Origin of the sequence: Limnohabitans sp. 2KL-1 (assembly GCF_003063435.1) — a bacterium.
Classification (GTDB): Bacteria; Pseudomonadota; Gammaproteobacteria; order Burkholderiales; family Burkholderiaceae_C; genus Limnohabitans_A.
On sequence record NZ_NESL01000002.1, the window covers coordinates 660,497 to 683,378 of the forward strand.

Consider the following 22,882-nt stretch of genomic DNA (forward strand, 5'->3'; position numbering starts at 1 on the left):
TCTGCCTGCACACGCTTGATGTACTGACCACGATGCCTTCTCTCCAGCAAACCACCCGCACAGGCGCCCTCGCCATCGCCGCCGTGTGGCTGGCTGTCGCTGGGGTGCTGTACCTGGTATTTGATCGCATCGAGCACAACCGCCAGGCCAGCCTCAAGCCCTATGCGCTCAGCTCGGGCGATCTGGTCATTCCGCGCCAGCGCGACGGGCATTTCCATGTCGAGGGTGAAGTCAACCGCCAGCCTGTGCGCTTTTTGGTGGACACCGGGGCCAGCCATGTGAGCGTGAGCCAGGCGCTGGCCAGCCAGGCTGAGCTGCCTGCGGGCCAGAGCATCACCTTGCACACCGCCAACGGCCAACGCCCCGGCCAATTGGTGCGCAGCGTGCCCGTGCGGGCGGGGCACCTGGTGCTCAATGACACCAGCGTCACCGTGGGCCTGAGCGGCATGCCACCCGAACAAGCCCTGCTGGGTCAGGCGTTTTTGAAACACTTTGATGTGGAAATCCGCCGCGACGAGATGGTGCTGCGCCAGCGGCGCTGAAGGTGGGTGGAATTGAAATCTGGCGGGTCTGGCTTTCAGATGCTCGGCCCCTTTGATGGCTTGGCTCCACCCATTGTCTAAATAAACTTTTATTTAATACTTAATTACTCATATTCAAACCTAGAATGTCGATCTTCTATAAGACTGCCAACCCATGAAAAAGCTCACACTCATCTCTTTGACCTGCCTGGCCCTCACCGCCTGCGTACAAGAAGGCTCGCGCACTCTGCCCATCCAAAAAGTGGAATCTGCTGCCCGTCCTCACGTCGGTCCCCGCGTGCCTGTCTCAGTGGGCAAGTTTGACAACCGCTCCTCGTTCATGCGCGGCGTCTTCTCCAACAACGAAGACCGCATGGGTAGTCAGGCACAAACCATTCTGGTCACCCACCTGCAGCAATCGCAGCGCTTCAGCGTGCTTGACCGCAGTGTCATGTCCGAGATCAAGCAAGAAGCTGCCCTCAAAAAACAAAGCCAGAACATCAAAGGTGCCGACTACGTCGTCACGGGTGACGTGACCGAGTTTGGTCGCAAAGACGTGGGCGACCGCCAACTGTTTGGCATTGTGGGCCGGGGCAAAACCCAGATCGCTTACGCCAAAGTCAACCTCAACATCGTCAACACCCTCACCTCAGAGGTGGTGTTCTCCTCGCAAGGCGCGGGCGAATACAGCCTGTCCGAGCGCGAAGTGATTGGCTTTGGCAGCACCGCCAGCTACGACGCCACCCTGAACGGCAAAGTTCTCGACCTGGCCATCCGCGAAGCGGTGAACAACCTGGTCAGCGGCATCGAAAGCGGCGCATGGCGTCCTGCGCAGTGAGCCTGGCCCCCATGCAACACCGCTTATTCCTATTCCACAAGCCCACCCGCAGTGCAGCCCAAGTGGCGCTGCTGGCCCTGGCCCTGACACTGGCCGGTTGTGCCAACAAGGCACCACCCCAGCTCTACGGCTGGCATGGCTTTGAAAAAAACCTGGACACCTACTTCCGCCAAGACCGGGAAAGCCCGGACACGCAAGCCAAACGCATGGAAGACGACCTGCAGAAAATGCGCACTGCAAGCCAGGCCACACCGCCCGGCTTCATGGCTCACCTAGGCTTGCTCTACGGCAAACAAGGCGACTTGGCTCGGTTTCAGCAACACCTCGAAGCTGAAAAGCAGCAATTCCCGGAATCTCAAACCTTCGTGGATTTCTTGCTGCGCAAACTCAAACCCCAGTGAACCGCCCACCGCCATGAAGCCCTTTCTCCCATTCCTGGCTCCGGCCATGGCCCTGCTCGTCCTGAGCGGCTGCGCCACCAAGCCCGCGCCCTCTTTTGACTACAGCCATTACAAGGCCAGTGACCCCAAATCCATCCTGGTGCTGCCACCGGTGAACAACACGCCGGAAATTCGGGCCCCCTACAGCATGCTCTCGCAGGTCACCTTGCCGCTGGCGGAGTCGGGCTACTACGTCTTGCCTGTCTCGCTGGTCGACGAAACCCTGAAAGAAAACGGCATCACACAGGCCCAAGATGCCCATGATCTGCCCAGTGCCAAGCTGCGCGAAATTTTCGGGGCCGATGCAGCACTTTTCATCACCATGACGCGCTACGGGACGGTCTACAAAGTCATTGACAGCCAAGCCACCGTCTCGGCCGAGGCCCGCTTGGTAGACCTCAAAACGGACAACGTGCTCTGGACCGGCAAAGCAACGGCCAGCACCGCTGAGCAGCAAAACCGAAACCAAGGCAGCGCAGCCGTGATGCTGGTCAGCGCCATCGTCAAACAAATTGTGGGCACCATCACAGACCAAAGCCACCCACTGGCAGGACTGACCAGCCAGCGCCTGCTGCGAGCCGGACGGCGCGACGGCCTGCTGTATGGCCCGCGCTCACCACGTTACAAACAAGAAGACGAGGCCAAACCCCGCTAAAGCGTAGCCAGCGCGATCAGTGCCGCCACTGATCGCGCTGCCCCCGCCAACCTCCGCCGCGCTCACGTTCTTCCTCGCGGTGGTGGCGTCCCTCTTGGCCACGGTGACCACGCTCATGCCCGTGGCCCCAAATTTGCGCGGGCGCATACACACGCGGCGAATAAACCACACGAGGCGGCGGCGGGGCGTAGATCACCCGGGGCGGCGGAGCGTAAATGACCGGGCCAGGCACCCCCACCTGGGTGTAGACGGGGAAATGGCCGATGCGCGAGTGCACCGAAACCGACGGCTCGACCACCACCGGATGGGCGCAACCCACCTGAGCCAAACCCACGCCGAGCAAGCCCAGCAGTGCCATGACTCTTGAAAATGACGATTTGAATGAATGACGCATGACAAAAGTCCTTTGATCACGTTGGCTTTACTTGAAAGCAGACTCCCTGGCTCTTTAGCGCGGCAGCGACAGGTTTGGTGCACGCAGCGTGCTTCACAATGGTTTCCAGACGTAACCAGCCGCCCCCAAAAAGCACGCGGCCACCCCCTAAAATCAAGCGCTATGACCTCCCCCACCGACAAAGCCCCCGCCGGCCATCCCTCCAGCGCCTCTGTGACTGCCCCCGCCGAACACAAAGTCAGCAACTTCCTGCGCCAGATCATCGAAAACGACCTGGACAAAGGCACCTACGCCAGCCGCCGCTGGGCAGGCAGCCCCGGTGACGCCGCGCACCACGCAGCGGGCCAACCCGACCCGGCCAAGATCCGCACCCGCTTTCCGCCCGAGCCCAACGGCTATCTGCATGTGGGCCACGCCAAAAGCATTTGCATCAACTTCGGGCTGGCCAAGGAATACGGCGGTGTGTGCCACCTGCGCTTTGACGACACCAACCCCGAAAAAGAAGACACCGAATACGTCAACAGCATCATCGACGCCGTGAAATGGCTCGGTTTTGACTGGAGCCAACCGGGCAACGACAAGGCTTATCAAGCCAGCGACTACTTCGACTTCATGTACCGCGCCGCCGAGGCGCTGATCGAAGCCGGCCACGCCTATGTGGACGAACAAAGCGCCGAAGACATGCGTGCCAACCGGGGCGACTTTGGCAAGCCCGGCGTGGACAGCCCATTCCGCAGCCGCACCGTGGCAGAAAACCTGGCGCGCTTTCGCGAAATGCGCGACGGCAAGTTGGCCGACGGCGCCGCCGTGCTGCGCGCCAAGATCGACATGGCTTCGCCCAACATCAACCTGCGCGACCCGGCCATCTACCGCATCCGCCGCGCCACCCACCACCACACGGGCGACACATGGTGCATCTACCCGATGTACACCTTTGCCCACCCCATCGAAGACGCGCTGGAGCAAATCACCCACAGCATCTGCACGCTGGAATTTGAAGACCAGCGCCCGTTTTACGACTGGCTGATGGAGCGCCTGTGCGAGTGCAAGCTGCTGGCCGCGCCCAGCCCCAAACAATACGAATTTGCCCGCCTGAACCTGACCTATGTGATCACCAGCAAACGCAAGCTGGCGCAACTGGTCAATGAAGGCAAAGTCAGCGGCTGGGACGACCCCCGCATGCCCACCATCGTGGGCCTGCGCCGCCGGGGCTACACGCCTGAGAGCCTGCGCCTGTTTGCCGACCGCATTGGCGTGACCAAGAGCGACAGCTGGATCGACTACAGCACGCTCGAAGGCTGCCTGCGCGAAGACCTGGAAAACAAAGCCCACCGCGGCATGGCCGTGCTCGACCCCGTCAAGCTCGTGCTGACCAACTGGGCCGAGGCCTTTGGCAGCGACGGCTACACCGAGGCCTGCACCCAACCCGCACTGCCCCACTCGGCCATCGCCGAAGGCCAAACGCCCCCAGCCGACCGCACGTTCCAGATTGGCAAAGAAGTGTGGATCGAGCGCGAAGACTTTGAAGAAGTGCCGCCCAAGGGCTACAAACGCCTGTTTCCCGGCAACGTGGTGCGCCTGAAAGGCGGCTACGTGATCGAATGCACTGGCTGCGCACGCGACGCGGCAGGCAACGTGACCGAGGTGCACGCCAAAGTGATCCCCGGCACCAAGAGCGGCACGCCCGGCGCCGACAGCGTCAAAGCCAAAGCCGCCATCACCTGGGTGGCCGTGGCCGACGGCGTGCAGGCCGAAATTCGCCTGTACGACCGCCTGTTTGCCGAAGCGCACCCCGATGCGGGCGGCAAAGACTTTTTGCAGTCGCTCAACCCCGACAGTTTGAAAGTGGTGACGGCCTATGTGGAACCATCACTGGCCCAAGCACAGCCAGACCAGAAGTTTCAGTTTGAGCGCTTTGGATACTTCGTGGCGGACCGCCTGGAACATGTGGCAGGAGCCAAGCCGGTGTTCAACCGGGTGACTGGGTTGAAGGACAGTTGGGGAAAGTAACAAGCTCCCGACCTAAAAGATAGATCAGCACACTTGCTCCGCCAAAATTAGCCTATCGAAACCAGTTTTATTTTGATCTCAAGCGCTTTGCTGAGATCATTTACTGAACTTGATATTTTGAAAGTAGGCGGTGCAAGTTGCGCTTTCTCGCCATCGGGCATTGGATAAGCCAGCTCAAGATTGGTACATCCGTAGCGGCTGGCGTAGGCCAAAAGTTGATACACGTCACCCTCATTAACACCATAATCAGGGACATATGGATCTAGGTGCTTCCATTTGGCATCGACCACGCGATCAATACCTAAATGGGTCCCATTTTGGTCAATCTTCCAAACGGTGATGTCTGGTTTCAGCAAAAACACATTGGTTGCGTCACGAACGCCAAGATGCAATGGAGGCCCTTGCCTGACAACACTTTGATCTGGTCCAGCTGCGTCTTCTTCAAGCTTGGCGACGTGTGCCTCGAACAACTTGTTCATATCAAACAGTAGCCCAGGTGCATGCGTAGTACCCGAACTCATCGCCGGGCTGGTCATCGCCAATATCAATTCGCACCAAGTGAGTAGTGGATCGTAGCGCTGCGTGGTGCGGTCTCGCGGTAAGGCCGCCACATCCTTCGCCAACACCCTCACCGATGAAATGCTGGCGTACCGGGCATGTGTCTCGAACCACAGGCGCTGAGTACTGGCTGCTATGACCCACGTTCGACAGACATTAAGCGTCGCACGCACAGCGCGGTTGTAGGCATTGTCGGCGGTGAATTCGTCGTACTCGCAATGCAATAAGTGAGGTCGAACAAGGTTGCGACGAACGTGACCATGCGCTTGGAAACGTCCCTTTATGACGGAAAGATCGTCAGCATGCACCACATATCGGCTGATCAAGCCTCTTCGAGCTTGATCAAGTGCGCAATGAAAAAAGGCCTCAATAAAGATATCTAGCAGCGGCGCGCTCACGGATTGCTGAGGTGCAGTGCCAACTTTCGTGATCGCAACTTGCCTAGCGCTATGCAGCATCGCCAGCAATGCACCGCGGGAGCGCTCCAACTCGTTGATTGTTCGTGAATCTGCCATCCCTACTTTGGGCAGGACTTCGACCACGCAAGTTGACAACCGAACAATTCCGCAATGTTGCGCGAGCTTGATACCGCCAGAAACTCGCTGACAGAAGCCACGGCGAAAATCATTCAAGCTGAGCAAGGCTTGCGCATCAACTTCGGTTATCCAAGTGCCAACATCTGCCAAGACATCAGGCACAGGGTCCGAATCGAAGACACGGATAACCTCATGCTCCAGCACGGTGACAGTACGCAGACCGACCATGGAATCAAACCGGGTTCTGGTTGTAGGCTACTTCGTCAGTCTGCGCTTGCGCCACTACAGCCGATGATGCAGCGCCGTAAAGCCCCATGATGTGCGCCTCACTCCAGCTGCTGGGTTCGCCTACCGCAAACGTAGACCTTGCTTCAGTCCCAACGGCTTGCTTTGCACCAGGAAAAAGTTCGGACGGTGACAGAGAACGCGACTTGAAGAATACGCTGTCCTTACCGTTGCCAGTCAAGACCAGGCGTACCTTTTCCATGTCTTCAAAGAAGTACTCCTGAAGAAGCGGAATCACTCGCTGTGCCAACACCGCCTGAAGCTCAGTTAGGGATGTAATGCCCATAAAAACCGCGTGACCGATGGCGTGGTCACGGTCGAGCAAATATTCCAAGCGATCGTTCAAGCACTGCAGCAGCACCCTCAAATCAATGGCACCGACCATGAACGGCTTGATCTGCTCGGGATCAGGTGCGAACTCTTGAAAGCGAAATCGCCGCCGCAAGGCGATGTCCATCATCGCGATGGACCTATCTGCCGTATTCATTGTGGCCACAATGTGAAGGTTGTCGGGCACACCAAAGCGATCTGGCAAACCAGGCAAGGTCACCCAGGCACCTTCGTCATTCACCTTGCTTCCGGCAATCACGCGTTTGCTGGGTTCAATGAGGGTGATCAGCTCACCAAACACCTTAGCCACATTCGCACGGTTGATCTCATCAATAAAGAGGGTGAACTGCTCGTTCGGATTGGCATGGGCCTTTTCGCACAGAGTCAAAAATGGGCCCTTTTGGAAAATTACAGCTATGCCCGCTCCGGATTGGGATGGCACGGGTCGCAGGCCACCAATGAAATCCTCATAAGAATAGCTGGGGTGAAAGGCCACGAAGGCGAATTCCTCACCTTTCTCGTAGGCCGCTTTCATACGCACCTGCATTTCGAAGGTTTTGCCAGTACCCGGTGGGCCAAACAAAATCAGGTTGTCAGCAAGGCGAAGCGTAGGCTTGGCGTTGGTTGCGTCCTCAACGTCATATTCAGGATCGGGCTCGCGCACAGTCAGGCCATCAGAATCCTTGGGCACTTCTTCATTTTCGGCCTGCCCATCTTTCACCTTGTCAGGTTGAATAATTTCCTGTTTAAGGAGCGTACCCACTGGTTGCGTGTAATAGTCCACGACACCCGGATACTGAATCTCAAGCCGTTTACGGAGCTCTAGCAATGCCGCATCCATGGCTGGACGGCTCTCGCCCAAAGGTGGTGTCCAGATCTTGTGGGCACGCGCCACCTGAATTTTGTGGCCCTTACTGAAGATCCGCTCAAACGAGTCAGGAAACAGGACATGACACAGTGAACCTGCCCCTGTTGAACGCACCTCTTAGCCATTCGATTATGCGGCCTTCTTTTGCTGTGCCGCGTGCCAGCTTTTCTCAAACTGCATCGGACTGACGTAGCCCAGGGTCGAATGAAGTCTGCGGTGGTTGTAGAACGTCATCCAGTCCATCACCTCGTCCATGGCCTGCCTGCGGGTTTCGAATTTCCTGCCGTACAAGCGACCCACTTTCAGGCGTCCCCAGAAGCTCTCCGTGGGCGCGTTATCCCAGCAGTCGCCCTTGCGGCTCATCGAGCTTTTCATCTTGTAGCCCGCCAGCGCCGCCTGGAATTCGTGGCCACAGTATTGGCTGCCACGGTCCGAGTGAAAGATCACGCCCGCCTCTGGTGAACGCCTGAACCACGCCATGCGCAGCGCATCCGTCACCAGTGAGCTTTGCATGTGCGGCCGCATGCTCCAGCCCACCACCTGGCGGCTGAACAGGTCAAGTACCACGGCCAGATACAGCCAGCCCTCGTCGGTGGCAATGTAGGTGATGTCCCCCGTCCACACCTGGTTGGGCGCGCTGGCCGTGAAGTCGCGTTGCAGCAGATTGGGTGCAATGGGCAGGCTGTGCTTGCTGTCGGTGGTGACAACAAACTTCCTCTTGCCCCTGGCTTTGATGCCGTTGTTGTGCATCATCCGGCGCACACGCTCCTTGCCCACCCGGATGCCGCGCGCCACCAATTCCTTCCACATCTTGGGCCAGCCGTACTCCTGCTTGACCTCGGCGTGGATGGCCCGGATGTGGGCAAGCAAGGCTTCGTTGCTGATGCGCTTGTTGGTGCCTGGCTTGGAGGTCTTGTCAGCGCCCTTGCGTCGCACGTTCTCAAAAAAGCCGCTGGTGCTCACGCCCAGCATGTCACACGCCAGCGAAACCGGCCAATGCTTTTTGTTGTTGGCTATCCAGGCGTACCTCACGTCGATTCCCTTGCGAAGTACGCCGTCGCTTTTTTTAAGATGTCACGCTCCATCTTGACCCGGGCCAGTTCGGCGCGCAGTCGCGCCAGCTCCATTTGCTCGGCACTCACCGGCTTGTCTCCCGCCCCCTTGAGTTGCCCTTTGCCATCCAGGCGAACCCAGTTCTCCAGCGTCTGCTTGGGGATGCCAAGTATCTTGGCCGTAACAGCGGCCACTTGACCACCTTTGACCAGTCGCACAGCCTCCAGCTTGAATTCCAGCGTGTACCGCGCCCGTCGTTTCGTTTCGCTCATCTCTCACTCCTGTTACTGATTTTTACCCATCAGCTATGGAGTACGTTTTTCGGGGGCAAGGTCAAATGTTGGCGATGGTACCGGAGCCAACTAGCCCCACTGATGAGCAGCACATCCACCTTGATGCCCCGTTAGGGGCAGTGTGGCTCAGAAATCCGGTGGTTTGATCACGCTTGGTGAGCTTGTGCCTGCTCATGTCTTGCCCCCTGCTTTTTTGCTGGGGTTCTGCCCCAAGGCCTGATGCGGCTTGGCGTTTTGCGGGCTCACCAGCTTTTTACCTGTCTCCGCCTCCAGCTTGAGCCGCGCCTGCCGGGCCACCCCGCCGCCGCGCTTGGCCACGGATTCGTGCTCGTCCAGCGTTTGCGGCTGCACGGCTTCTGAAATTTCTTTGGTAGACAGCTCGGCCAGCATGCTCATGATCAACTCTTTGTTGGTCATGTTGTCGCGCAGGTTTTCTTGTCTAAGGCCCTTGTGCTGCTTGTATTCCTTGGCGGTTTTGTCGGCCCAGGTTTTGTAAATCACGTCGGTCAAAAAGGCGAACTCTGGCCCTTCTTGCAAGCCGTGCTTTTTCCACTCGTCGGTCAGCTCCTTGCGGATTTCGATGCTCTTGAGCCGCTGGTTGATCCAGTTGTCTGTGTAACCCAAGCGCTTGTAGTCGCGCATGGCCTGCTCGATGCTCAGCTCCGGGTCTTGCAGCTGGTCCAGGCGCTGACTGCCCACTTCGGCCAGCCAGAGCTTGAAGGGTTCGGCCCGCTTGCTGGGGATGGACTGGATGAGGCGCAAGATTTGCTCGGTGTCGGCCACATCAGTCAGGTACTTTTTGCCATCGGCAGCGGTCAATTTCAGTTGACTACAGTTTGTAGCCAACTGACTGCCATCGTTTTTCAAGCGAACTTTGAGCACGCTCCAGTACTTGCGCGCCCGCGTGTAGTCGGGCTGATCGGTCAGCACCGCCACAACGTCGACCACCGAAAACCACCATTTCTCGGCTTCCGCATCCCACTCGTTGCGAATCAGCTGCGACTCAAACAACTGCACTTCCACGGGCCGGTCATTGGGCATGATTTTCTCCACCATCCGCGCTGCAGTCGTCCTTGAGCAAAACAAAATGCTCCACCAAGCGAATCATCAGCTCTTTGTGCTCGGGCTTGCTCTCGGCCACCAGCAGGGCCAGTGCCACCAGCGTGTTGTCGTTGATCAGTTGCTCAACGGGCTTGGCCAGCAAATGCTGGTTTAAACGCAAGTACCACAAAAACAAAAACGAACCGCTGCGCTTGTTGCCGTCGACCAGCGGGTGATTTTTGATGACGAAGTACAGCAAATGCGCGGCGCGGCTGGCCACATGGGGGTAAAACCATTCGTCGCCAAAGCCTTGCTCAATGGTGGCAATGCTAGATGCCAAACCCTCGCCGCGCAGTTGGCCAAACAACTCGGTGGCTTCGCCTTTGGCGATCAGTGTGGATTTGAGCTCGCCAATCGCGGCCAACACATGGGTCAACGCCAAAGCCTGCATGCCCGTTTGCTTGTGAGGCAGTGCGGCCAGGCTTTGCTCGTCATAGCCTTGCAGCAAGCTCCAGCTGCGGGCGTAGTCGGCAATGACCGACAGCACCGCCGAGCCCTCGGGCTGCACCAATTGCTGGTTGGCCAAAGTGTTGCTCAGCAGTTGAATGACCTGTTCAAACTCGATACCGCGCTCTTTGAGGCGGCGTTGGTTCAGGGTGTAACCGTCCACCAAATGCTGCTTGAGGGTGCGGGTGGCCCAGTTACGGAACTGTGTGGCTCGGCTGGAATTGACACGGTAACCCACCGAGATAATGGCATCGAGGTTGTAAAGCTTGCGCTGCCGCTCAACCATTCTGCGGCCCTCTTTTTGAACTTGTAAGAAATCCTTACAAGTTGCCGCCTCTATCAACTCTCCGCTATCGAACACATTTTTTAAGTGCTGCGTGATGTTTTGTGGCTTGACCTGAAACAAGTCGGCTATCTGTGCTTGCGTGAGCCACAGTGTTTCTTGTTCCAGCCGAATCTCAAGCTCGACCCGCCCATCTTCGGACTGATAAATTTGCACCAGCTGGGTACTCATGCCGCCACCCCCTGCGGTTTGAAGAGCTGTTGCTCAAAGTATTTTTTGCCCAGAATGGAGCCATCGTTTTTGAGCCGCTCGTCGTCCATGGCGTAGGCTTTGATGGTGAATTCTTTGATGATGCCCGTGGCCCATTTCCGAAATTGCACCGCCCGCTCAGAGTTGACTTTGTAGCCCACCGCAATGGTGGCCGATAGCTTGTAGTGTTGGGTGTTGTAGTTTTTGCCGTCTGCGGCAGTTATCCGGAAATTCCGGATAACTGCCTCTTGCTCTAACTCGTTGTCAGCAAAGATGTTTTTAAGGTGTTCGCTCACCGTACGGACGTTAACGCCATAGAGCTCGCCCATCATTTTTTGGCTCAGCCACACATCTTCGTCGGCATACACAGCCTCTACCCCGCCTTGGCCGTTGGCGGCAACAAAGGTGAGGCATTCAGCTGCAGATGAACGAATGGTGGGCAGGTTTTTGTTGCTGCTCATGCGGGTTGCTCCTCAGATTGAATTTTGGCCACTGTGGTTTAGAGCTGTTCAGTCATACGTCGATGGCGTTGACGGCCACAGCCGCGCAAAATCAAACGAAAGTTGGCGGTGGTGCCGAACGGTCAGCAGGACCACCGTTTCTTGGGATTCCATGGCCACGTAGAGCACAAGATAGTCGCCGTGCAGGTATTCGCGCAGCGCATCCGGCGCTCCCGCAGGCATGGCCGCCAGCAGCGCCAGCGCCTCGGTTGACTGCGGTGGGTTGGCCAAGTAGCGCCGTCCCATGCGAGGAAAGCGCCGCAGGTTCGGGATGACCGTGGCGCGAATCTCGGCCAGCAAGTCATCGAACGCCAAGCCCGCATCCGCTTCCACCAAAAACGCCTCAATGGATTCAAGGCGCTCCAGGAAGCTGGCGGTCAGCTCGACCCGGTACAGCGGATCAGCCACGTTGCTTGGCAGGGAGTTTGATGGCGGTCTTGCGCTGCTGTTGCAGCTGGGCCAGCGCGGCGTCTGCTTCAAACGTGCGGCCTGCGGTGATGTCGGCCAGGCCGCGCTTGGCGTCATCGATCAACAACAGGTGAATGCGTTCGCGCTCCAGGCGGTGGTAATAGTCCAGTCGGTCAGAGCCGATCAGCGCAACGTAGCTCTCGCCGTTTTTGGTGATGATCTTCTCTGCCCCGGCCTTGGCCTGGTCGGCCAGCTCGGACAGGTGGGAGCGTGCTTGCGTGAACGGCACGACATCGCTGGCAGAAAAACCCATGACCGGCTCCTATGACATTGCAGAATTCTGCACATTCTAATTCGACTTGGCCTTTTGCTTACTTACGGACTATATGCACAGTGAGTCCACGCCCGAGGAGCTGGCGTTTTTGAGGGAGCCGGGGTCGAGGTCGGGGTTTTAAGATCGTCATGGTTTTGACATCGGCCTGAATACCCTTGGCCACAGAACCTCGCTAAACTTGCCCGATGCATCCCGCCATTGCCCAACACCCCGAGTCGATTGATGCGGCGTGCCTCCCGCGCTTAGGAGTGTGATCCATGCCAACGATTGCCATCTTCTTCGGAATCATCGTGCGCATGTGGCACGATGATCACCCGCCACCGCATATCCATGTGGAGTACCAAGGGTTTGAGGCTTTGGTCGCGATTGAAACCGGTTTGGTCTCGCAAGGCGAGCTTCCACGAAAAGTAGCCAGCATTGTTAAAGACTGGTGCCTGCTTCACCAAACGGAACTGCTCAATAATTGGGAAAAAGCCCAACACTTCGAACCACTAGACCGCATACAAGGAGCCGACCGTGATTAAGTTGCTTGATGTAAAGACCATTGCAGCCCATCAATTGGAACTGACTTTCAGCGACCATACACAGGGCGTTTTTGACGGTGCCCGGTATTTGACCGACCGCCAAGGCCCATTATTGGAGGCGTTGCGTGACCCGGCTTATTTTTCAAGATGCTTTGTCGATGCCGGTGCGCTCTGCTGGCCCAACGGGCTGGAACTTTCAGCCGCTCGACTGTATGAGCTGTCTCATGCCGTCAAAGCCGCTGCTTGATCAGAAACGATCTCGACAAGATAACGAAATTTACGAATTTTCCTAAAATCACGGGGCCAGCATCTTGGGTGCTGGCCCCGTTTTATTGGTCAAGCGGGTGCACCAGGAAGAACACCTTGAACACGCTCACCTTCCCTCTCTCTGGCATCCCAGATTTGCCCCGTAACAAAGCCAGCGGTCAAGACCCATACGCCTCAGAAGCGCAAACCAACGCACTGCTGCGCTTGGGTGCACAGTACCGGCTGCAACGCATTCAGGCTGCTGACATGATCACCACCGACGAAGCGGCCGCACTGTCGGGCACCACCCGCGTGACCATGAACGCCTGGATCAAAAGCGGCCGCTGCATTGGCGTGTCGCACCTGCGCCGGGGCTACAAGCTGCCCCGCTGGCAATTCGAGCCGTTCATCTTTCCGGTCCTCGCGCCCATGGCGGCTGCCTTGGCTTCGCCCGACGGCTGGCAACTGCTGGCTTTCTTGGAAAGCCCGCACCCGGCACTCGACGGCCAGTCACCCCGCACCGCGCTGGAGCAAGGCACACCCGCCCAGCGCGTGATCGATCTGGCCACGGCAGAGGGGCATTGACCGCCTCGTTCCATGAAATTCAAAGACCTGCATCCACCCATTCTTGAGCTGGCCCTGGCCAGACCTTTCACCGCGTGCAGCTGACGCGTGCGCGCAAAACCAACGTGCGAATCAACGGCTTGTTGTTGGCACCCGCCGGTTTGCAATCGGGGCGTTTTTGCTTGCCGTCCGAAGCCACGGCCTATCTTGCTGACAGCGAGCACACCGCCTTGTACGAGTCGATTTTTCGGCGCGATGTGCACAGCCGATCGCTCGACGAATTGGCCCGCAAGTCGCCGGTGACGAGTCCACGCCTGTGGGGCTGGCTTTTTTGAGTGAGCCGGGGTCGGGGTTTTAGCCTTGTACGGACCCAAGCCAATCGTTTATTGTTAAGACAATTGCAACACCAAAAATTATCAAAACGGATATAAAATTAAACGCATCCAGTGGCTAGGCACCAGTCTCAATGCGGTCAGAGAATTTCCCGATGAAGCTCGGGCCATGGTGGGTACGGAGTTGCGGCAGATTCAAAACGGTTTGATGCCCAGCGACTTCAAACCCATGACGACCGTGGGCGCTGGCGTTTTCGAGATCCGGGTGCGAGCAGGCAACCAGTACAGGGTAATTTACGTGGCCAAGTTTTCAGAGGCGGTGTATGTGCTGCATGCTTTCGTCAAGAAGACACAGAAGACCGCAGCCCCCGATTTGGAGTTGGCGCACAACCGTTACAACGCATTGCTGAACACAAGAAAGGCAGGGAATCAGTCATGAGCAATAAACTGAAAATGGTCGTTGGCAGCGACAACGTTTTTCACGACCTTGGCTTTGCCGAACCCGAAGCACAAAACCTGCTGCTGCGTGCCGATTTGGTCTCGCACATCCGCAAGGTCATCCTCAAACTCGACATCACCCAAGCCGAGGCCGCACAACGCGCAGGCATCAGCCAACCACGCATGAACGATCTGGTCAAAGGCCGTACTCACAAATTCACGCTGGATGCACTGGTCAATGTGGCAGCGCAGTTGGGTTACACCGTCAAGCTGTCTGTAAAGCGGGCAGCTTGATGGAATGGCTGCTCTAGCGGCTTCCAACCGCACTATCGCAATGAACCCACAAACCATCCTCCACTTCTGGTTCACCGAACTCACCCCCAAGCACCACTTCGCCAAAGACGCCGCCTTGGACGAAGCCATCCGCACCCGCTTCGGGACCACGCTCGAAGCTGCGGCGCGGTGTGAGTTGTTTACCTGGCGCGCCACGCCCGAGGGGCGCTTGGCCGAGGTCTTGGTGCTCGACCAGTTCTCGCGCAATGTCTACCGCGACACCCCCCAAGCCTTTGCGCAGGACGCGCTGGCCTTGGCGCTGGCGCAAGAGCTGGTGGCCAGCGGGCAAGACCGCGGCCTGCCCTTGGCGCAGCGCAGCTTTGCCTACATGCCCTACATGCACAGCGAGTCCGCCCTGGTGCACGCCCAAGCCGTCCGCCTGTTTGCGCAACCGGGCATGGAAGACACCCTGCGCTTCGAGCAGCGCCACCAAGCCATCATCGAGCGCTTTGGCCGTTACCCCCACCGGAATGTCATCTTGGGCCGCAACTCCACGCCCGAGGAGTTGGCTTTTTTGAGTGAGCCGGGGTCGGGGTTTTAAGCCATATCCCTTAGATGGGCAGCGCTGGTCAATCGCTTTAAACTACACCCCATGCGACCCTCCCAAGCACTCAGCCAACACCGCGACGCCGTCTGCCAAGCCGCAGCCCGTTATCGCGTGGCGAACCCGCGCGTGTTTGGGTCGGCTTTGCATGGCCACGACGTCGAGGGCAGCGACTTGGATTTGTTGGTAGACCCTCTGCCCGGCACCACGCTGTTTGATTTGGGTGGCTTGCAAGACGAATTGCAAACCTTGTTGGGTGTGTCCGTGGATGTGCTCACGCCCAAAGACTTGCCGCCCAAGTTTCGGGATGCGGTGGTGCAAGAAGCCCGCCCGCTATGAAGATCAACCGTTTGCCCGATTACTTGGGCCACATGCGCCAAGCGATCGCCGACGCACAGGCCTTCACAGAAGGCATGGCTCAGCCCGATTTCGAGCAGGACAAGCGCACCCAGCAGGCAGTGGTAATGAGCTTGATTGTCTTGGGCGAAGCGGCAACAAAGGTCATGGACCAGCACCCTGAATTCGCCGCAGAGCACGCGGAAATTCCATGGCGAAGCATGCGCGGCATGCGCAACCGCATTGCACACGGTTATTTCGACATCGACCTTGCCGTGGTTTGGGACACGCTGCAAACAGCCCTGCCGACACTCAAAGTTCAGCTCGATTCCTTCGTCTCTGAGTGAGCCGGGGTCGAGGTTTTAAGATCGTCATGGTTTTGAAATCGGCCTGAATGCCCTTGGCCGCAGAACCTCGCTAAACTTGCCCCATGCACCCCGCCATTGCCCAACACCGCGCCGATATTTCGGCCATCTGTCAGCGATACCAAATCCGCCGACTGGAGGTGTTCGGCTCGGCCGCCCGTGCCGATGACTTTGACGCAGAACGCAGCGACGCCGACTTTCTGGTGGAGTTCTCACCCGAGGCCCCTGCAGACTTGCACCGCTTTTTTGGTATCCAGTCAGAACTGGAGACACTTCTGGGACGTGGGGTTGATCTGATCGAGCCCGGTGCCGTATGTAACCCCTTTGTGCTGGCCAGCATCAACCAGCACCGCGAGTCGATTTATGCAGCATGACCCTCGCGGTTGATCACGTTGTTCAGTCTTTGCTGAGCGCACAACCGCAAATCAAGCTTGTAAGAAGCCCTGCGCTTCAAATCAGCACCCATGCGACCATCCCAAGCACTCAGCCAACACCGCGACGCCGTCCTCGGTCGCGAGTCCGCGCCCGAGGTACTGGCGTTTTGAGCGAACTGGGGTCGGGGTTTTAAGCCTTCCCAGTGAGCGTTGTCATTCTTGACAACACACGGAACATGTTGGCAAAATAGCCAACATGTCTGCCGAACTGATTACCCGCTTCAGGAATATCACACCCGATGGTGGCGTGATCGAGTTAGTGGTCTGGAAGGTGCCCACCCCGGTTCCACCTACCGAACACGGCTTCAAATACCGTGCGGTCTATGCCAAGGATGGCGTTCGCATCGTTGGCTTTGACAACGAGCGGGGCAAAGGCGACCACTGCCATTTGGACGGGCAAGAGCTGCCTTACACATTCACAGGCGTGGACCAACTGGTGGAAGACTTCATCGCCGCTGTAGCGGCCAGGAGAGCAACATGACCGAGCGATTTTTGACCATCACGCTGCAACCCGACTGGCAAGCCGGTTTGCGTGCAGCTGCCCAAGCGGCGCAGAAAAGCACTTACCAAGGCGAAGTGCTCAACTTTGAAAGCCCCGGCCACTTCTTTGGCCAGCTGACCGAAAAGCGCTGGGCGCTGGTGCGTACCGCGCAAGGCAAGGGCGAGCTTTCGGTGCGCGAGCTGGCACGGTTGGTGGACCGCGATGTCAAGCGCGTGCACGAAGACGTGGTGGTGCTGGCCGACCTGGGGCTGCTGGAGCGCACCGAGTCTGGCGGTGTGCTTTGCCCTTACTCGTCCATGCACATTGACATGTATCTCAAGGCTGCTTGAATGACCTCGGTCAATCAGGTTTCGGACTCATCCGACGAACGTGACCACTCGCTGGACGAGCAATGGGCACAAGAAGCAGAAAGCCGTCTGGGCGCTTATTACCGGGGTGAGGTTCAAGCCATCCCGCTGAACGAGGTCGTGGCCCAATACCCAGTCAAATTGGGATGAGCCAAAAATACCCAAATAAGGTATGATCAAACCCATTATGGGTATGAATACCGCTTCAATCACCTCTTCCATCGCCAACGCGCTGTTTTCAAAGGTGCGTCAGCGCGTGCTGGCCGTGCTGTTTTTGGCACCGGACCGCAGCTTCTACACCAACGAGGTGATTGGCCTCGTGCAGTCAGGCGCTGGGGCTGTGCAGCGCGAGTTGGCCGATCTGGCCGCAGCGGGTTTGCTCACGGTTCGCAAACAGGGCAACCAAAAACACTTTCAAGCCAACGCAGCCTCGCCCGTGTTTACCGAGCTGCGCGCTCTGGTGCTCAAAACCATGGGGCTGGCCGATGTGTTGCGCACGGCGCTATTGCCCATTGCGCCGCAAATCGCGCTGGCGTTTGTTTTTGGCTCCATGGCCAAGCAACAAGACACCAGCGCCAGTGATATCGACGTGCTGCTGGTCAGCGACACGCTGGGCTATGGCGATGTGTTCGCAGCGCTGGAGCCCGCCAGCCAAACACTGGGGCGCCCAATCAACCCTGCCATTTACTCAGCGACCGACTTCAAAGCTCGCCAGCTGGGTGACAATGCCTTCATCAACCGCGTGACGCAACAGCCAAAAATATGGCTGATCGGCCAGGAGGAGTCACCACAACATGAGCCCACCCACCCCACTTGAAAACCTGAGTGGCCCCAGCGGCTCGCTCAAAGCGGAGCCGCCCGACGCCACCGAAATCGCGGGTTTGCTGCGAACGGGCAGCACCCGTTTAACCGACGCAACCAACGCCACACTGGCGTTGGAAAGCCGCTTTGATCTGGCCTGCAACGCGGCTCACGCCTTGTGTTTGGCTGCATTGCAAAAGAAAGGCTTTCGCCCGAGCAACCGCTACATCGTCTTTTAGGCATTGCCCCACACACTGGGGCTGGGGGCTGAGGTTTGGCGTGTGCTGGACTTGTGTCACAACAAGTGCAACCTCGGTGAATAAGAAGGCATGATGGATGTCGATGAGCGCTTGGTCGTCGACCTGATCAAAGCCACACAACAAGTTTGGCAAGCGTTACAGAAACCCTAAAGCCCAAACTCGCCCACACACACCAAGCGCCCGTCCCATGACAGCCCATCACATCACCACCCTCCCCGCCCTGCGAAATCTCTACGGCCCTGCCCGCGAGCGTTCGCTCAAAAAAGAGATCCCGTCGCTCGACGCGCATGCGCTGCAGTTCATTGGTTTGTCGCCCTTTGTGGTGCTGGCCAGCAGCGATGCGGATGGGCACATGGACGCTTCGCCTCGCGGGGGCGATGCGGGTTTCGTCAAGGTGCTGGACACGCAGACGCTCTTGTTGCCCGATGCACCAGGCAACAACCGGTTGGACACGCTGGAGAACATCGTCGCCACGGGCAGCCTGGGGCTGTTGTTCATGGTGCCGGGCTTTGACGAAACTTTGCGCGTGAATGGCCGGGCCGTGTTGTCCACCGACCCGGCCGACTTGGCCCTGTGCGCCGATGCACGGCGCACGCCCGCGCTGGCGATCCGCCTGACGGTGGATTCGGTGTACCTGCATTGCGCCAAGGCCTTCATGCGCTCCAAGCTGTGGGACGCTTCGCACCACATCGACCGCGATCAGATGCCCAGCATGGGCGAAATGCTGCGCGATCAGATGCGGGCCTTCCACGGCCAAGAGACCGAAGCCGAAACCCAGGCCCAGATGCTGGCGCGCTACCGGCAGTCGCTTTAAGGCCAAGAAGTTGGTGCGCAAGTTGTCCCGTCTGTCTGTGCATGAAGTTGTGGACAACAACGTGGACATCCGTGCAAACCCTTATTCGGTGCGGCTTGGCTCAGGGTGCCACAAAAACAGGCAGCACCACCCAATGCGGCGGGGCTTCACTTGCCCGGATGCCCCGGTGGCGGCAAGTCAAGACCCATGATGCGCTGCCCCAGCCATTTCAAACCCGGGCCCACATCCATGCGGCGGCTTTTTTGCACCGCAGTGGGGTGGGCCTGCCCAGGTTGCAGCGGCATGCCGATGTCAAAGGCAAAGACATAGTCGGGCTCTTGCCCCATGCGCAAGTCGGTCACCACCAAGTTCTCGCTGTTGCGCTGCACCTTCAAAAAACCATCGGTAAACCGGGCCAGCCGCTGCAATTGCGGGTGATCTGCATGCTGGGCCGCCAGTGCACCACCCCGCTCATGGGCCACAAAGCGAATGGCGCGGCGACCGTCAAAAACAGAATAAAACCCCTCATGAAAGTGCTCGCCGTCGATCGCCACCACGCGCCAAAGCAGCGTGGTCAAGGGCGCGGGCGTGACCAGCAATTGCTGACTGGATACGCCTTGGGCCTGCAGCGACTGACGGGCGTGTTGCGTGACCCAAGCTTGACCCAGGGCGCTCCAGGCCAGATAAGCGGTGCTGAAGACCAGCGCCCAGCCGTTGATGGCCAAAGCCCGCCCCACGGTCCTGACGCGCAGCGCCGCCACCACGCCACACAGCAAGGGCAGTGAATACACCGGGTCAATGATGAACATGCTGCCCAGACCATAAGCCTCGTCGGTGAAAGGCTGGAACACCTGGGTGCCGTAAATCGTCATCAGGTCCAGCAAAGGGTGCGTGACCAGCGCCAGCATGATGGCCCACCACCAGCGTCCGTACAGTTGCGGCTGACGATGGACGCGGCTGACCACCCAGGCCATGGGAAAGGCGAAAAGCGCCAGCAACAGCAAGGCATGGGTTTCGGCGCGGTGCCGGACCATGTTCAGGATCGGGTCACCGTGGTCCAACAGCACATCCAAGTCAGGCAACAAGCCGGCCACACCGCCCCACAGGACCGACTTCCACAACGCGACGCGCCGCCCCATGACAGCCACACCGATCGAGGCACCTAGCAGTACTTGCGTGACGGAATCCACAGTGTTTGACCTTTGAAAACAGGGGCTTGTGAGCCCAACGCGCATGGCGTGAAAAGCAGGTCAATTGACCCCCATCAAGAGATTAACGGCTTTTGCAAATCCTCTGGGCTGACAGCCCGTTGTGCGCCCGGACGAATCAGGCCTGGATTTGAATCGGTATACACCCCGCTTTGATGGCCCGAAGTTTGATGCGCGTCAGACAAACAAGCCACACCCCAGCCTAAAAAGACAGGTTCCACGCCACAGGAGACAAGCCATGAAACGACAGATCGACCGCAGCAGCATCGCGCTCGATGCGATATCCAGCACTTTGCTCATCCCACTGATTGCCCGCGCACGGGGTGGCGACATCTACCCTTGGCTAGACCCTGGCGATGTACAGGCCCAGCACGTCATGGCCAGATTTGGCCATGACGTTGACCCTTTGCTGCAAGACAGGTCTGCCATGCTGAACGTGCTTTGGCGAACCCGGCTGATGAAGCGCCTGGCGGAAGACTTTTTTCAACACCATCCGGCTTCACAAGGCATCAATCTGGGGGCGGGTCTGTCTGATTATTTTCAGTGGCTCAACAATGGCCACAACCGTTGGCTGGATGCGGATTTGGAAGGGGTGGTGACATTGAGGCATTTGCTCTTGCCTGAGCATTCGGCAACAGCCAGTGACGTCTGCATTGATCTGACCCAGCGCGGCTGGTGGGAACAACTTGGCCTGAATGACCGTGCGACGCGCGAACCGATGCTGCTGTTGTGCGAAGGTGTGCTGATGTATTTGACACCCACTCAAGTGCGAGCCTTCTTCAACGAAATCGGCAACAACGCACCGGAGGGGTCCGAGTTGATCTGCGACTTCATGACGCCCATGGGCATTGGCCATGCCCATATGGCCCCCAGCGTATCAGGCACCGGTGCGCAATTTCGCTGGGGAGCCCACAATGCCTTGGAAATCGCTCATTTTCATCCCCGACTGGAGTTGCTGGCACAGCACACCGTCGCCGAGCTGTATGGTTGGGCTTACTGTTGGGCCGAAATGTGCATGACCCCGTGGACGGGCGGCCCCCTCTACGGCGTGGCGCACCTGCAAATCGCGCAGCCCTGAGAACCCCATCAGCCAGCATGACCCCGGACAGTGCAGGTAGATCATTCGCGCCATAATTGAATGAAAATTCATTTTGACGCTTTGCCATGCACACCACCGCACACACGCCCTCCTCCGACGCAACCGCTGCACAAGCCATGGTCTGGACCGATTCGCTCCACACAGGCGATGTCCGCATGGATGAAACACACCGCGAATTCACGGACATGATCAACCTGATCCTGGCCACACCCGAAGCCGAACAACTGCCGATTTACAAAGAATTTCTGAACCACACCGTCGAGCATTTCGCGCAGGAAGAGCGTTGGATGCTGGCCACCGGCTTTTCGGCCGACAACTGCCACGCCGAGCACCACGCCACCATTTTGGAGACCATGCGTGTGGTGGAAGCCCATTACCTGGACAGCGACCCGACCATCATCACCCGCATGGCCGAAGCACTGGCCGAGTGGTTCCCGGGCCATGCCGCCAGCATGGACGCGGGCTTGGCCGCCCACCTGAAATCGGTGGGTTTTGACAGCGTGAGCGAAACGCTGGCCGATCCATCGGCCATTCAAAACGTGACCATGTCGGGTTGCGGCAGCGTCAGCTGCAGCAGCTGATCCACAAGCCCGGCGGGTGGCGTAAAACAGCCCGCGCAGATCAGGCCAGGATTTCTACCCAGTTGGGGCCCTGCCCCAAAGGCACACGCTGTTGCAGTGCCAACTGACCCGTGGCGCGATCGATCGACAAGCGGCTCAGGTGGTGCGACAACTGGCCCACCACCAGCAAATGCTGGCCGATCGGGTCAATGGCAAAACCACGGGGCTGGGTTTCAACGGCCGTGTGACCCTTGACGGTGATGTGACCTGTGACCGTGTCAACAGCAAAGTGTGCCAGCGTGCTGGAAGTGCGCTCGCTGGCGTACAAGTGACGTCCATCGGGCGTGAGGTGCAGATCGGCCGCCCAAGGCTGGCCCGTGAAGCCTGCGGGCAAAATGTCCACACGGCTTTGCACACCGCTCAAACGGCCCTGCTTGGCATCCCAGGCCAGCACGTCCAACGTGCCATCGAGTTCGTTGAGCAAGTACACAAACCGGCCTGCAGGGTCAAACCGACAATGCCGAGGCCCTGCACCGGCACGCCCGTGCCAGGTGGATGCGGGGCTCAATTGGCCTGTCTCGGCATTGAACGCATACACCATGAGTTCGCCGCCGCCCAGGCTGGTGGCCAGCACATAACGGTTGCAAGGCGAAGCCACGATGGCGTGGGCATTGGGGCCCGTGGGCACCACCTGCTGCACAGCGCCCACCGAGCCATCGGCCAACACCGGGCTCACCGTGAGCTGGTGCCCGGGGTACGAAGCCGCCAACAAAAACCGTCCCGTGATGTCGGTGCCCACATAAGCCATGCTGGCGGGCAAAGCCGCCTCACCCACCCGGCGCAGATCGCGGTTTTGCGGGTCAATGGCCAGACTCACCACCGCCATCGGGTCACTGCGGCGGGCCGCATACAGCATGTGCCGCGAAGGGCTGATGGCCATGGGCATGAGGTTCCCACCCACATGCACGGTGCTTTGCAACCGCAGCTCGCCATGGGCTGCCATGTGCAGCACCGAGATGTCGCCACTGTCGGCATTGGAAACATAAACATGGGCCATGGGTCAGATTTCCTGAAAATGCATCTAAAGCCGAGC

The 22,882-nt window shown here is 58.5% G+C and carries 34 protein-coding genes; 23 read left to right on the top strand and 11 right to left on the bottom strand.

Annotated features, from left to right (window positions below; translation table 11 throughout):
- The first annotated feature begins 32 nt into the window (after positions 1-32).
- The 4 genes from B9Z47_RS07475 (at position 33) to B9Z47_RS07490 (ending at position 2,454) form a co-directional block, all read left to right on the top strand.
- Entirely contained in the window at positions 33-542 is a 510-nt protein-coding gene (locus B9Z47_RS07475; protein WP_108330586.1) for a TIGR02281 family clan AA aspartic protease, read from the top strand.
- Positions 543-696: 154 nt separating this feature from the next.
- Positions 697-1,359 (top strand): CsgG/HfaB family protein, encoded by a 663-nt coding sequence (locus B9Z47_RS07480; protein WP_108330587.1) that lies wholly within the window; start codon positions 697-699, stop codon positions 1,357-1,359.
- The gene (locus B9Z47_RS07485; RefSeq protein ID WP_233253697.1) at positions 1,341-1,760 is read left to right on the top strand and encodes a DUF4810 domain-containing protein; all 420 of its coding nucleotides are present in this window, start codon (positions 1,341-1,343) and stop codon (positions 1,758-1,760) included. The genes B9Z47_RS07480 and B9Z47_RS07485 overlap by 19 nt, the downstream gene beginning before the upstream one ends.
- Positions 1,761-1,773: 13 nt before the next feature.
- Positions 1,774-2,454: a DUF799 domain-containing protein gene (locus B9Z47_RS07490; RefSeq protein ID WP_108330588.1), complete on the top strand. Its 681-nt coding sequence runs from the start codon at positions 1,774-1,776 to the stop codon at positions 2,452-2,454.
- A 16-nt stretch (positions 2,455-2,470) separates the two neighbouring features.
- On the opposite strand, the gene B9Z47_RS07495 is transcribed toward B9Z47_RS07490, so the two are convergent.
- Positions 2,471-2,848, bottom strand: coding sequence for a hypothetical protein (locus B9Z47_RS07495; protein WP_233253698.1), 378 nt, complete (start codon positions 2,846-2,848; stop codon positions 2,471-2,473).
- Between the two features lie 162 nt (positions 2,849-3,010).
- Between B9Z47_RS07495 and B9Z47_RS07500 the strand changes: the two genes are divergently transcribed.
- Positions 3,011-4,858: a glutamine--tRNA ligase/YqeY domain fusion protein gene (locus tag B9Z47_RS07500; protein WP_233253699.1), complete on the top strand. Its 1,848-nt coding sequence runs from the start codon at positions 3,011-3,013 to the stop codon at positions 4,856-4,858.
- Positions 4,859-4,905: 47 nt separating this feature from the next.
- On the opposite strand, the gene B9Z47_RS07505 is transcribed toward B9Z47_RS07500, so the two are convergent.
- The 8 genes from B9Z47_RS07505 to B9Z47_RS07540 all read right to left on the bottom strand — a co-directional run bounded on the left by B9Z47_RS07505 (position 4,906) and on the right by B9Z47_RS07540 (position 12,082).
- Entirely contained in the window at positions 4,906-6,180 is a 1,275-nt protein-coding gene (locus tag B9Z47_RS07505; protein WP_108330589.1) for an McrC family protein, read from the bottom strand.
- Positions 6,181-6,184: 4 nt separating this feature from the next.
- The gene (locus tag B9Z47_RS07510; protein ID WP_108330590.1) at positions 6,185-7,408 is read right to left on the bottom strand and encodes an McrB family protein; all 1,224 of its coding nucleotides are present in this window, start codon (positions 7,406-7,408) and stop codon (positions 6,185-6,187) included.
- 156 nt (positions 7,409-7,564) lie between these two features.
- Positions 7,565-8,760 (bottom strand): IS3 family transposase gene (locus B9Z47_RS07515; RefSeq protein WP_369911853.1). Its coding sequence is split into 2 segments (ribosomal slippage): positions 7,565-8,505 and positions 8,505-8,760, totalling 1,197 coding nucleotides; the frame shifts between segments, so codons are not numbered across the junction.
- A gap of 192 nt (positions 8,761-8,952) precedes the next feature.
- A complete protein-coding gene (locus B9Z47_RS07520; protein ID WP_108330775.1) occupies positions 8,953-9,822 on the bottom strand; it encodes a Bro-N domain-containing protein in 870 nt (289 codons plus the stop codon).
- Positions 9,812-10,843: a virulence protein RhuM/Fic/DOC family protein gene (gene rhuM / locus B9Z47_RS07525; protein ID WP_108330592.1), complete on the bottom strand. Its 1,032-nt coding sequence runs from the start codon at positions 10,841-10,843 to the stop codon at positions 9,812-9,814. The genes B9Z47_RS07520 and rhuM (B9Z47_RS07525) overlap by 11 nt, the downstream gene beginning before the upstream one ends.
- Entirely contained in the window at positions 10,840-11,322 is a 483-nt protein-coding gene (rhuM, locus tag B9Z47_RS07530; protein WP_199226292.1) for a RhuM family protein, read from the bottom strand. The genes rhuM (B9Z47_RS07525) and rhuM (B9Z47_RS07530) overlap by 4 nt, the downstream gene beginning before the upstream one ends.
- A 48-nt stretch (positions 11,323-11,370) precedes the next feature.
- Entirely contained in the window at positions 11,371-11,769 is a 399-nt protein-coding gene (locus B9Z47_RS07535; protein ID WP_108330593.1) for a type II toxin-antitoxin system RelE/ParE family toxin, read from the bottom strand.
- Entirely contained in the window at positions 11,762-12,082 is a 321-nt protein-coding gene (locus B9Z47_RS07540) for a type II toxin-antitoxin system Phd/YefM family antitoxin (RefSeq protein ID WP_108330594.1), read from the bottom strand. The genes B9Z47_RS07535 and B9Z47_RS07540 overlap by 8 nt, the downstream gene beginning before the upstream one ends.
- A 278-nt stretch (positions 12,083-12,360) precedes the next feature.
- Here B9Z47_RS07540 and B9Z47_RS07545 point away from each other — a divergent pair, with 278 nt between their 5' ends.
- From B9Z47_RS07545 to B9Z47_RS07620, 16 genes are all read left to right on the top strand, one after another.
- Positions 12,361-12,627, top strand: a complete 267-nt coding sequence (locus B9Z47_RS07545) for a DUF4160 domain-containing protein (RefSeq protein ID WP_108330595.1) — start codon at positions 12,361-12,363, stop codon at positions 12,625-12,627.
- Positions 12,620-12,874 (top strand): DUF2442 domain-containing protein, encoded by a 255-nt coding sequence (locus tag B9Z47_RS07550; RefSeq protein ID WP_108330596.1) that lies wholly within the window; start codon positions 12,620-12,622, stop codon positions 12,872-12,874. The genes B9Z47_RS07545 and B9Z47_RS07550 overlap by 8 nt, the downstream gene beginning before the upstream one ends.
- A gap of 116 nt (positions 12,875-12,990) precedes the next feature.
- A complete protein-coding gene (locus tag B9Z47_RS07555; protein WP_108330597.1) occupies positions 12,991-13,458 on the top strand; it encodes a helix-turn-helix domain-containing protein in 468 nt (155 codons plus the stop codon).
- 74 nt (positions 13,459-13,532) lie between these two features.
- Positions 13,533-13,772, top strand: coding sequence for a hypothetical protein (locus B9Z47_RS07560; protein WP_108330598.1), 240 nt, complete (start codon positions 13,533-13,535; stop codon positions 13,770-13,772).
- Between the two features lie 106 nt (positions 13,773-13,878).
- Positions 13,879-14,208 carry a type II toxin-antitoxin system RelE/ParE family toxin gene (locus B9Z47_RS07565; RefSeq protein ID WP_304598452.1) on the top strand — a complete coding sequence of 110 codons (330 nt, stop codon included), beginning with the start codon at positions 13,879-13,881 and terminating at the stop codon, positions 14,206-14,208.
- Positions 14,205-14,501 (top strand): helix-turn-helix domain-containing protein, encoded by a 297-nt coding sequence (locus B9Z47_RS07570; RefSeq protein ID WP_233253700.1) that lies wholly within the window; start codon positions 14,205-14,207, stop codon positions 14,499-14,501. Before B9Z47_RS07565 ends, B9Z47_RS07570 begins: the two co-directional genes overlap by 4 nt.
- Positions 14,502-14,541: 40 nt before the next feature.
- The gene (locus B9Z47_RS07575) at positions 14,542-15,081 is read left to right on the top strand and encodes a DUF924 family protein (protein ID WP_108330600.1); all 540 of its coding nucleotides are present in this window, start codon (positions 14,542-14,544) and stop codon (positions 15,079-15,081) included.
- A gap of 51 nt (positions 15,082-15,132) precedes the next feature.
- Positions 15,133-15,423, top strand: a complete 291-nt coding sequence (locus B9Z47_RS07580) for a nucleotidyltransferase family protein (RefSeq protein WP_108330601.1) — start codon at positions 15,133-15,135, stop codon at positions 15,421-15,423.
- The gene (locus B9Z47_RS07585; RefSeq protein ID WP_108330602.1) at positions 15,420-15,767 is read left to right on the top strand and encodes a DUF86 domain-containing protein; all 348 of its coding nucleotides are present in this window, start codon (positions 15,420-15,422) and stop codon (positions 15,765-15,767) included. Before B9Z47_RS07580 ends, B9Z47_RS07585 begins: the two co-directional genes overlap by 4 nt.
- An 83-nt stretch (positions 15,768-15,850) precedes the next feature.
- A complete protein-coding gene (locus tag B9Z47_RS07590) occupies positions 15,851-16,159 on the top strand; it encodes a nucleotidyltransferase family protein (protein WP_108330603.1) in 309 nt (102 codons plus the stop codon).
- A gap of 256 nt (positions 16,160-16,415) precedes the next feature.
- A complete protein-coding gene (locus tag B9Z47_RS07595; RefSeq protein ID WP_108330604.1) occupies positions 16,416-16,700 on the top strand; it encodes a DUF6516 family protein in 285 nt (94 codons plus the stop codon).
- Positions 16,697-17,050, top strand: coding sequence for a hypothetical protein (locus B9Z47_RS07600; protein WP_108330605.1), 354 nt, complete (start codon positions 16,697-16,699; stop codon positions 17,048-17,050). Before B9Z47_RS07595 ends, B9Z47_RS07600 begins: the two co-directional genes overlap by 4 nt.
- Positions 17,051-17,218 carry an addiction module protein gene (locus B9Z47_RS07605; RefSeq protein ID WP_108330606.1) on the top strand — a complete coding sequence of 56 codons (168 nt, stop codon included), beginning with the start codon at positions 17,051-17,053 and terminating at the stop codon, positions 17,216-17,218. It begins immediately after the preceding gene.
- A 43-nt stretch (positions 17,219-17,261) separates the two neighbouring features.
- On the top strand, positions 17,262-17,885 hold the full coding sequence (locus tag B9Z47_RS07610) for a nucleotidyltransferase domain-containing protein (RefSeq protein WP_233253701.1): 624 nt from the start codon (positions 17,262-17,264) through the stop codon (positions 17,883-17,885).
- Complete coding sequence (locus B9Z47_RS18900; RefSeq protein ID WP_233253702.1) at positions 17,863-18,108, top strand: hypothetical protein; 246 nt, start codon at positions 17,863-17,865, stop codon at positions 18,106-18,108. Before B9Z47_RS07610 ends, B9Z47_RS18900 begins: the two co-directional genes overlap by 23 nt.
- 208 nt (positions 18,109-18,316) lie before the next feature.
- A complete protein-coding gene (locus B9Z47_RS07620) occupies positions 18,317-18,943 on the top strand; it encodes a pyridoxamine 5'-phosphate oxidase family protein (protein WP_108330608.1) in 627 nt (208 codons plus the stop codon).
- 146 nt (positions 18,944-19,089) lie between these two features.
- Here the strand turns inward: B9Z47_RS07620 and B9Z47_RS07625 are convergent, their stop codons facing one another.
- On the bottom strand, positions 19,090-20,112 hold the full coding sequence (locus B9Z47_RS07625) for a metal-dependent hydrolase (protein ID WP_108330609.1): 1,023 nt from the start codon (positions 20,110-20,112) through the stop codon (positions 19,090-19,092).
- Between the two features lie 256 nt (positions 20,113-20,368).
- On the opposite strand from B9Z47_RS07625, the gene B9Z47_RS07630 reads away from it, so the two are divergent.
- Both B9Z47_RS07630 and B9Z47_RS07635 read left to right on the top strand, forming a co-directional pair.
- On the top strand, positions 20,369-21,208 hold the full coding sequence (locus B9Z47_RS07630) for a class I SAM-dependent methyltransferase (protein ID WP_108330610.1): 840 nt from the start codon (positions 20,369-20,371) through the stop codon (positions 21,206-21,208).
- Between the two features lie 86 nt (positions 21,209-21,294).
- Positions 21,295-21,810 carry a bacteriohemerythrin gene (locus B9Z47_RS07635; RefSeq protein WP_233253703.1) on the top strand — a complete coding sequence of 172 codons (516 nt, stop codon included), beginning with the start codon at positions 21,295-21,297 and terminating at the stop codon, positions 21,808-21,810.
- Positions 21,811-21,850: 40 nt separating this feature from the next.
- Here the strand turns inward: B9Z47_RS07635 and B9Z47_RS07640 are convergent, their stop codons facing one another.
- A complete protein-coding gene (locus tag B9Z47_RS07640; protein ID WP_108330611.1) occupies positions 21,851-22,846 on the bottom strand; it encodes a beta-propeller fold lactonase family protein in 996 nt (331 codons plus the stop codon).
- Between the last annotated feature and the right edge of the window lie 36 nt (positions 22,847-22,882).

Bases quoted from the DNA above. Each gene is read 5' to 3' on its own strand.
- B9Z47_RS07545 (WP_108330595.1), top strand. From the start codon at position 12,361: ATGCCAACGATTGCCATCTTCTTCGGAATCATCGTGCGCATGTGGCAC.
- B9Z47_RS07500 (WP_233253699.1), top strand. From the start codon at position 3,011: ATGACCTCCCCCACCGACAAAGCCCCCGCCGGCCATCCCTCCAGCGCC.
- B9Z47_RS07585 (WP_108330602.1), top strand. From the start codon at position 15,420: ATGAAGATCAACCGTTTGCCCGATTACTTGGGCCACATGCGCCAAGCG.
- B9Z47_RS07580 (WP_108330601.1), top strand. From the start codon at position 15,133: ATGCGACCCTCCCAAGCACTCAGCCAACACCGCGACGCCGTCTGCCAA.
- B9Z47_RS07570 (WP_233253700.1), top strand. From the start codon at position 14,205: ATGAGCAATAAACTGAAAATGGTCGTTGGCAGCGACAACGTTTTTCAC.
- B9Z47_RS07505 (WP_108330589.1), bottom strand. From the start codon at position 6,180: ATGGTCGGTCTGCGTACTGTCACCGTGCTGGAGCATGAGGTTATCCGT.
- B9Z47_RS07630 (WP_108330610.1), top strand. From the start codon at position 20,369: ATGAAACGACAGATCGACCGCAGCAGCATCGCGCTCGATGCGATATCC.
- B9Z47_RS07590 (WP_108330603.1), top strand. From the start codon at position 15,851: ATGCACCCCGCCATTGCCCAACACCGCGCCGATATTTCGGCCATCTGT.
- B9Z47_RS07640 (WP_108330611.1), bottom strand. From the start codon at position 22,846: ATGGCCCATGTTTATGTTTCCAATGCCGACAGTGGCGACATCTCGGTG.
- B9Z47_RS07490 (WP_108330588.1), top strand. From the start codon at position 1,774: ATGAAGCCCTTTCTCCCATTCCTGGCTCCGGCCATGGCCCTGCTCGTC.
- rhuM (WP_199226292.1), bottom strand. From the start codon at position 11,322: ATGAGCAGCAACAAAAACCTGCCCACCATTCGTTCATCTGCAGCTGAA.
- B9Z47_RS07600 (WP_108330605.1), top strand. From the start codon at position 16,697: ATGACCGAGCGATTTTTGACCATCACGCTGCAACCCGACTGGCAAGCC.
- B9Z47_RS07475 (WP_108330586.1), top strand. From the start codon at position 33: ATGCCTTCTCTCCAGCAAACCACCCGCACAGGCGCCCTCGCCATCGCC.
- B9Z47_RS07540 (WP_108330594.1), bottom strand. From the start codon at position 12,082: ATGGGTTTTTCTGCCAGCGATGTCGTGCCGTTCACGCAAGCACGCTCC.
- B9Z47_RS07485 (WP_233253697.1), top strand. From the start codon at position 1,341: ATGGCGTCCTGCGCAGTGAGCCTGGCCCCCATGCAACACCGCTTATTC.
- B9Z47_RS07520 (WP_108330775.1), bottom strand. From the start codon at position 9,822: ATGCCCAATGACCGGCCCGTGGAAGTGCAGTTGTTTGAGTCGCAGCTG.
- B9Z47_RS07510 (WP_108330590.1), bottom strand. From the start codon at position 7,408: ATGGATGCGGCATTGCTAGAGCTCCGTAAACGGCTTGAGATTCAGTAT.
- B9Z47_RS07480 (WP_108330587.1), top strand. From the start codon at position 697: ATGAAAAAGCTCACACTCATCTCTTTGACCTGCCTGGCCCTCACCGCC.
- B9Z47_RS07620 (WP_108330608.1), top strand. From the start codon at position 18,317: ATGACAGCCCATCACATCACCACCCTCCCCGCCCTGCGAAATCTCTAC.
- B9Z47_RS07605 (WP_108330606.1), top strand. From the start codon at position 17,051: ATGACCTCGGTCAATCAGGTTTCGGACTCATCCGACGAACGTGACCAC.
- B9Z47_RS18900 (WP_233253702.1), top strand. From the start codon at position 17,863: ATGAGCCCACCCACCCCACTTGAAAACCTGAGTGGCCCCAGCGGCTCG.
- B9Z47_RS07595 (WP_108330604.1), top strand. From the start codon at position 16,416: ATGTCTGCCGAACTGATTACCCGCTTCAGGAATATCACACCCGATGGT.
- B9Z47_RS07495 (WP_233253698.1), bottom strand. From the start codon at position 2,848: ATGCGTCATTCATTCAAATCGTCATTTTCAAGAGTCATGGCACTGCTG.
- B9Z47_RS07575 (WP_108330600.1), top strand. From the start codon at position 14,542: ATGAACCCACAAACCATCCTCCACTTCTGGTTCACCGAACTCACCCCC.
- B9Z47_RS07635 (WP_233253703.1), top strand. From the start codon at position 21,295: ATGCACACCACCGCACACACGCCCTCCTCCGACGCAACCGCTGCACAA.
- B9Z47_RS07610 (WP_233253701.1), top strand. From the start codon at position 17,262: ATGAATACCGCTTCAATCACCTCTTCCATCGCCAACGCGCTGTTTTCA.
- rhuM (WP_108330592.1), bottom strand. From the start codon at position 10,843: ATGAGTACCCAGCTGGTGCAAATTTATCAGTCCGAAGATGGGCGGGTC.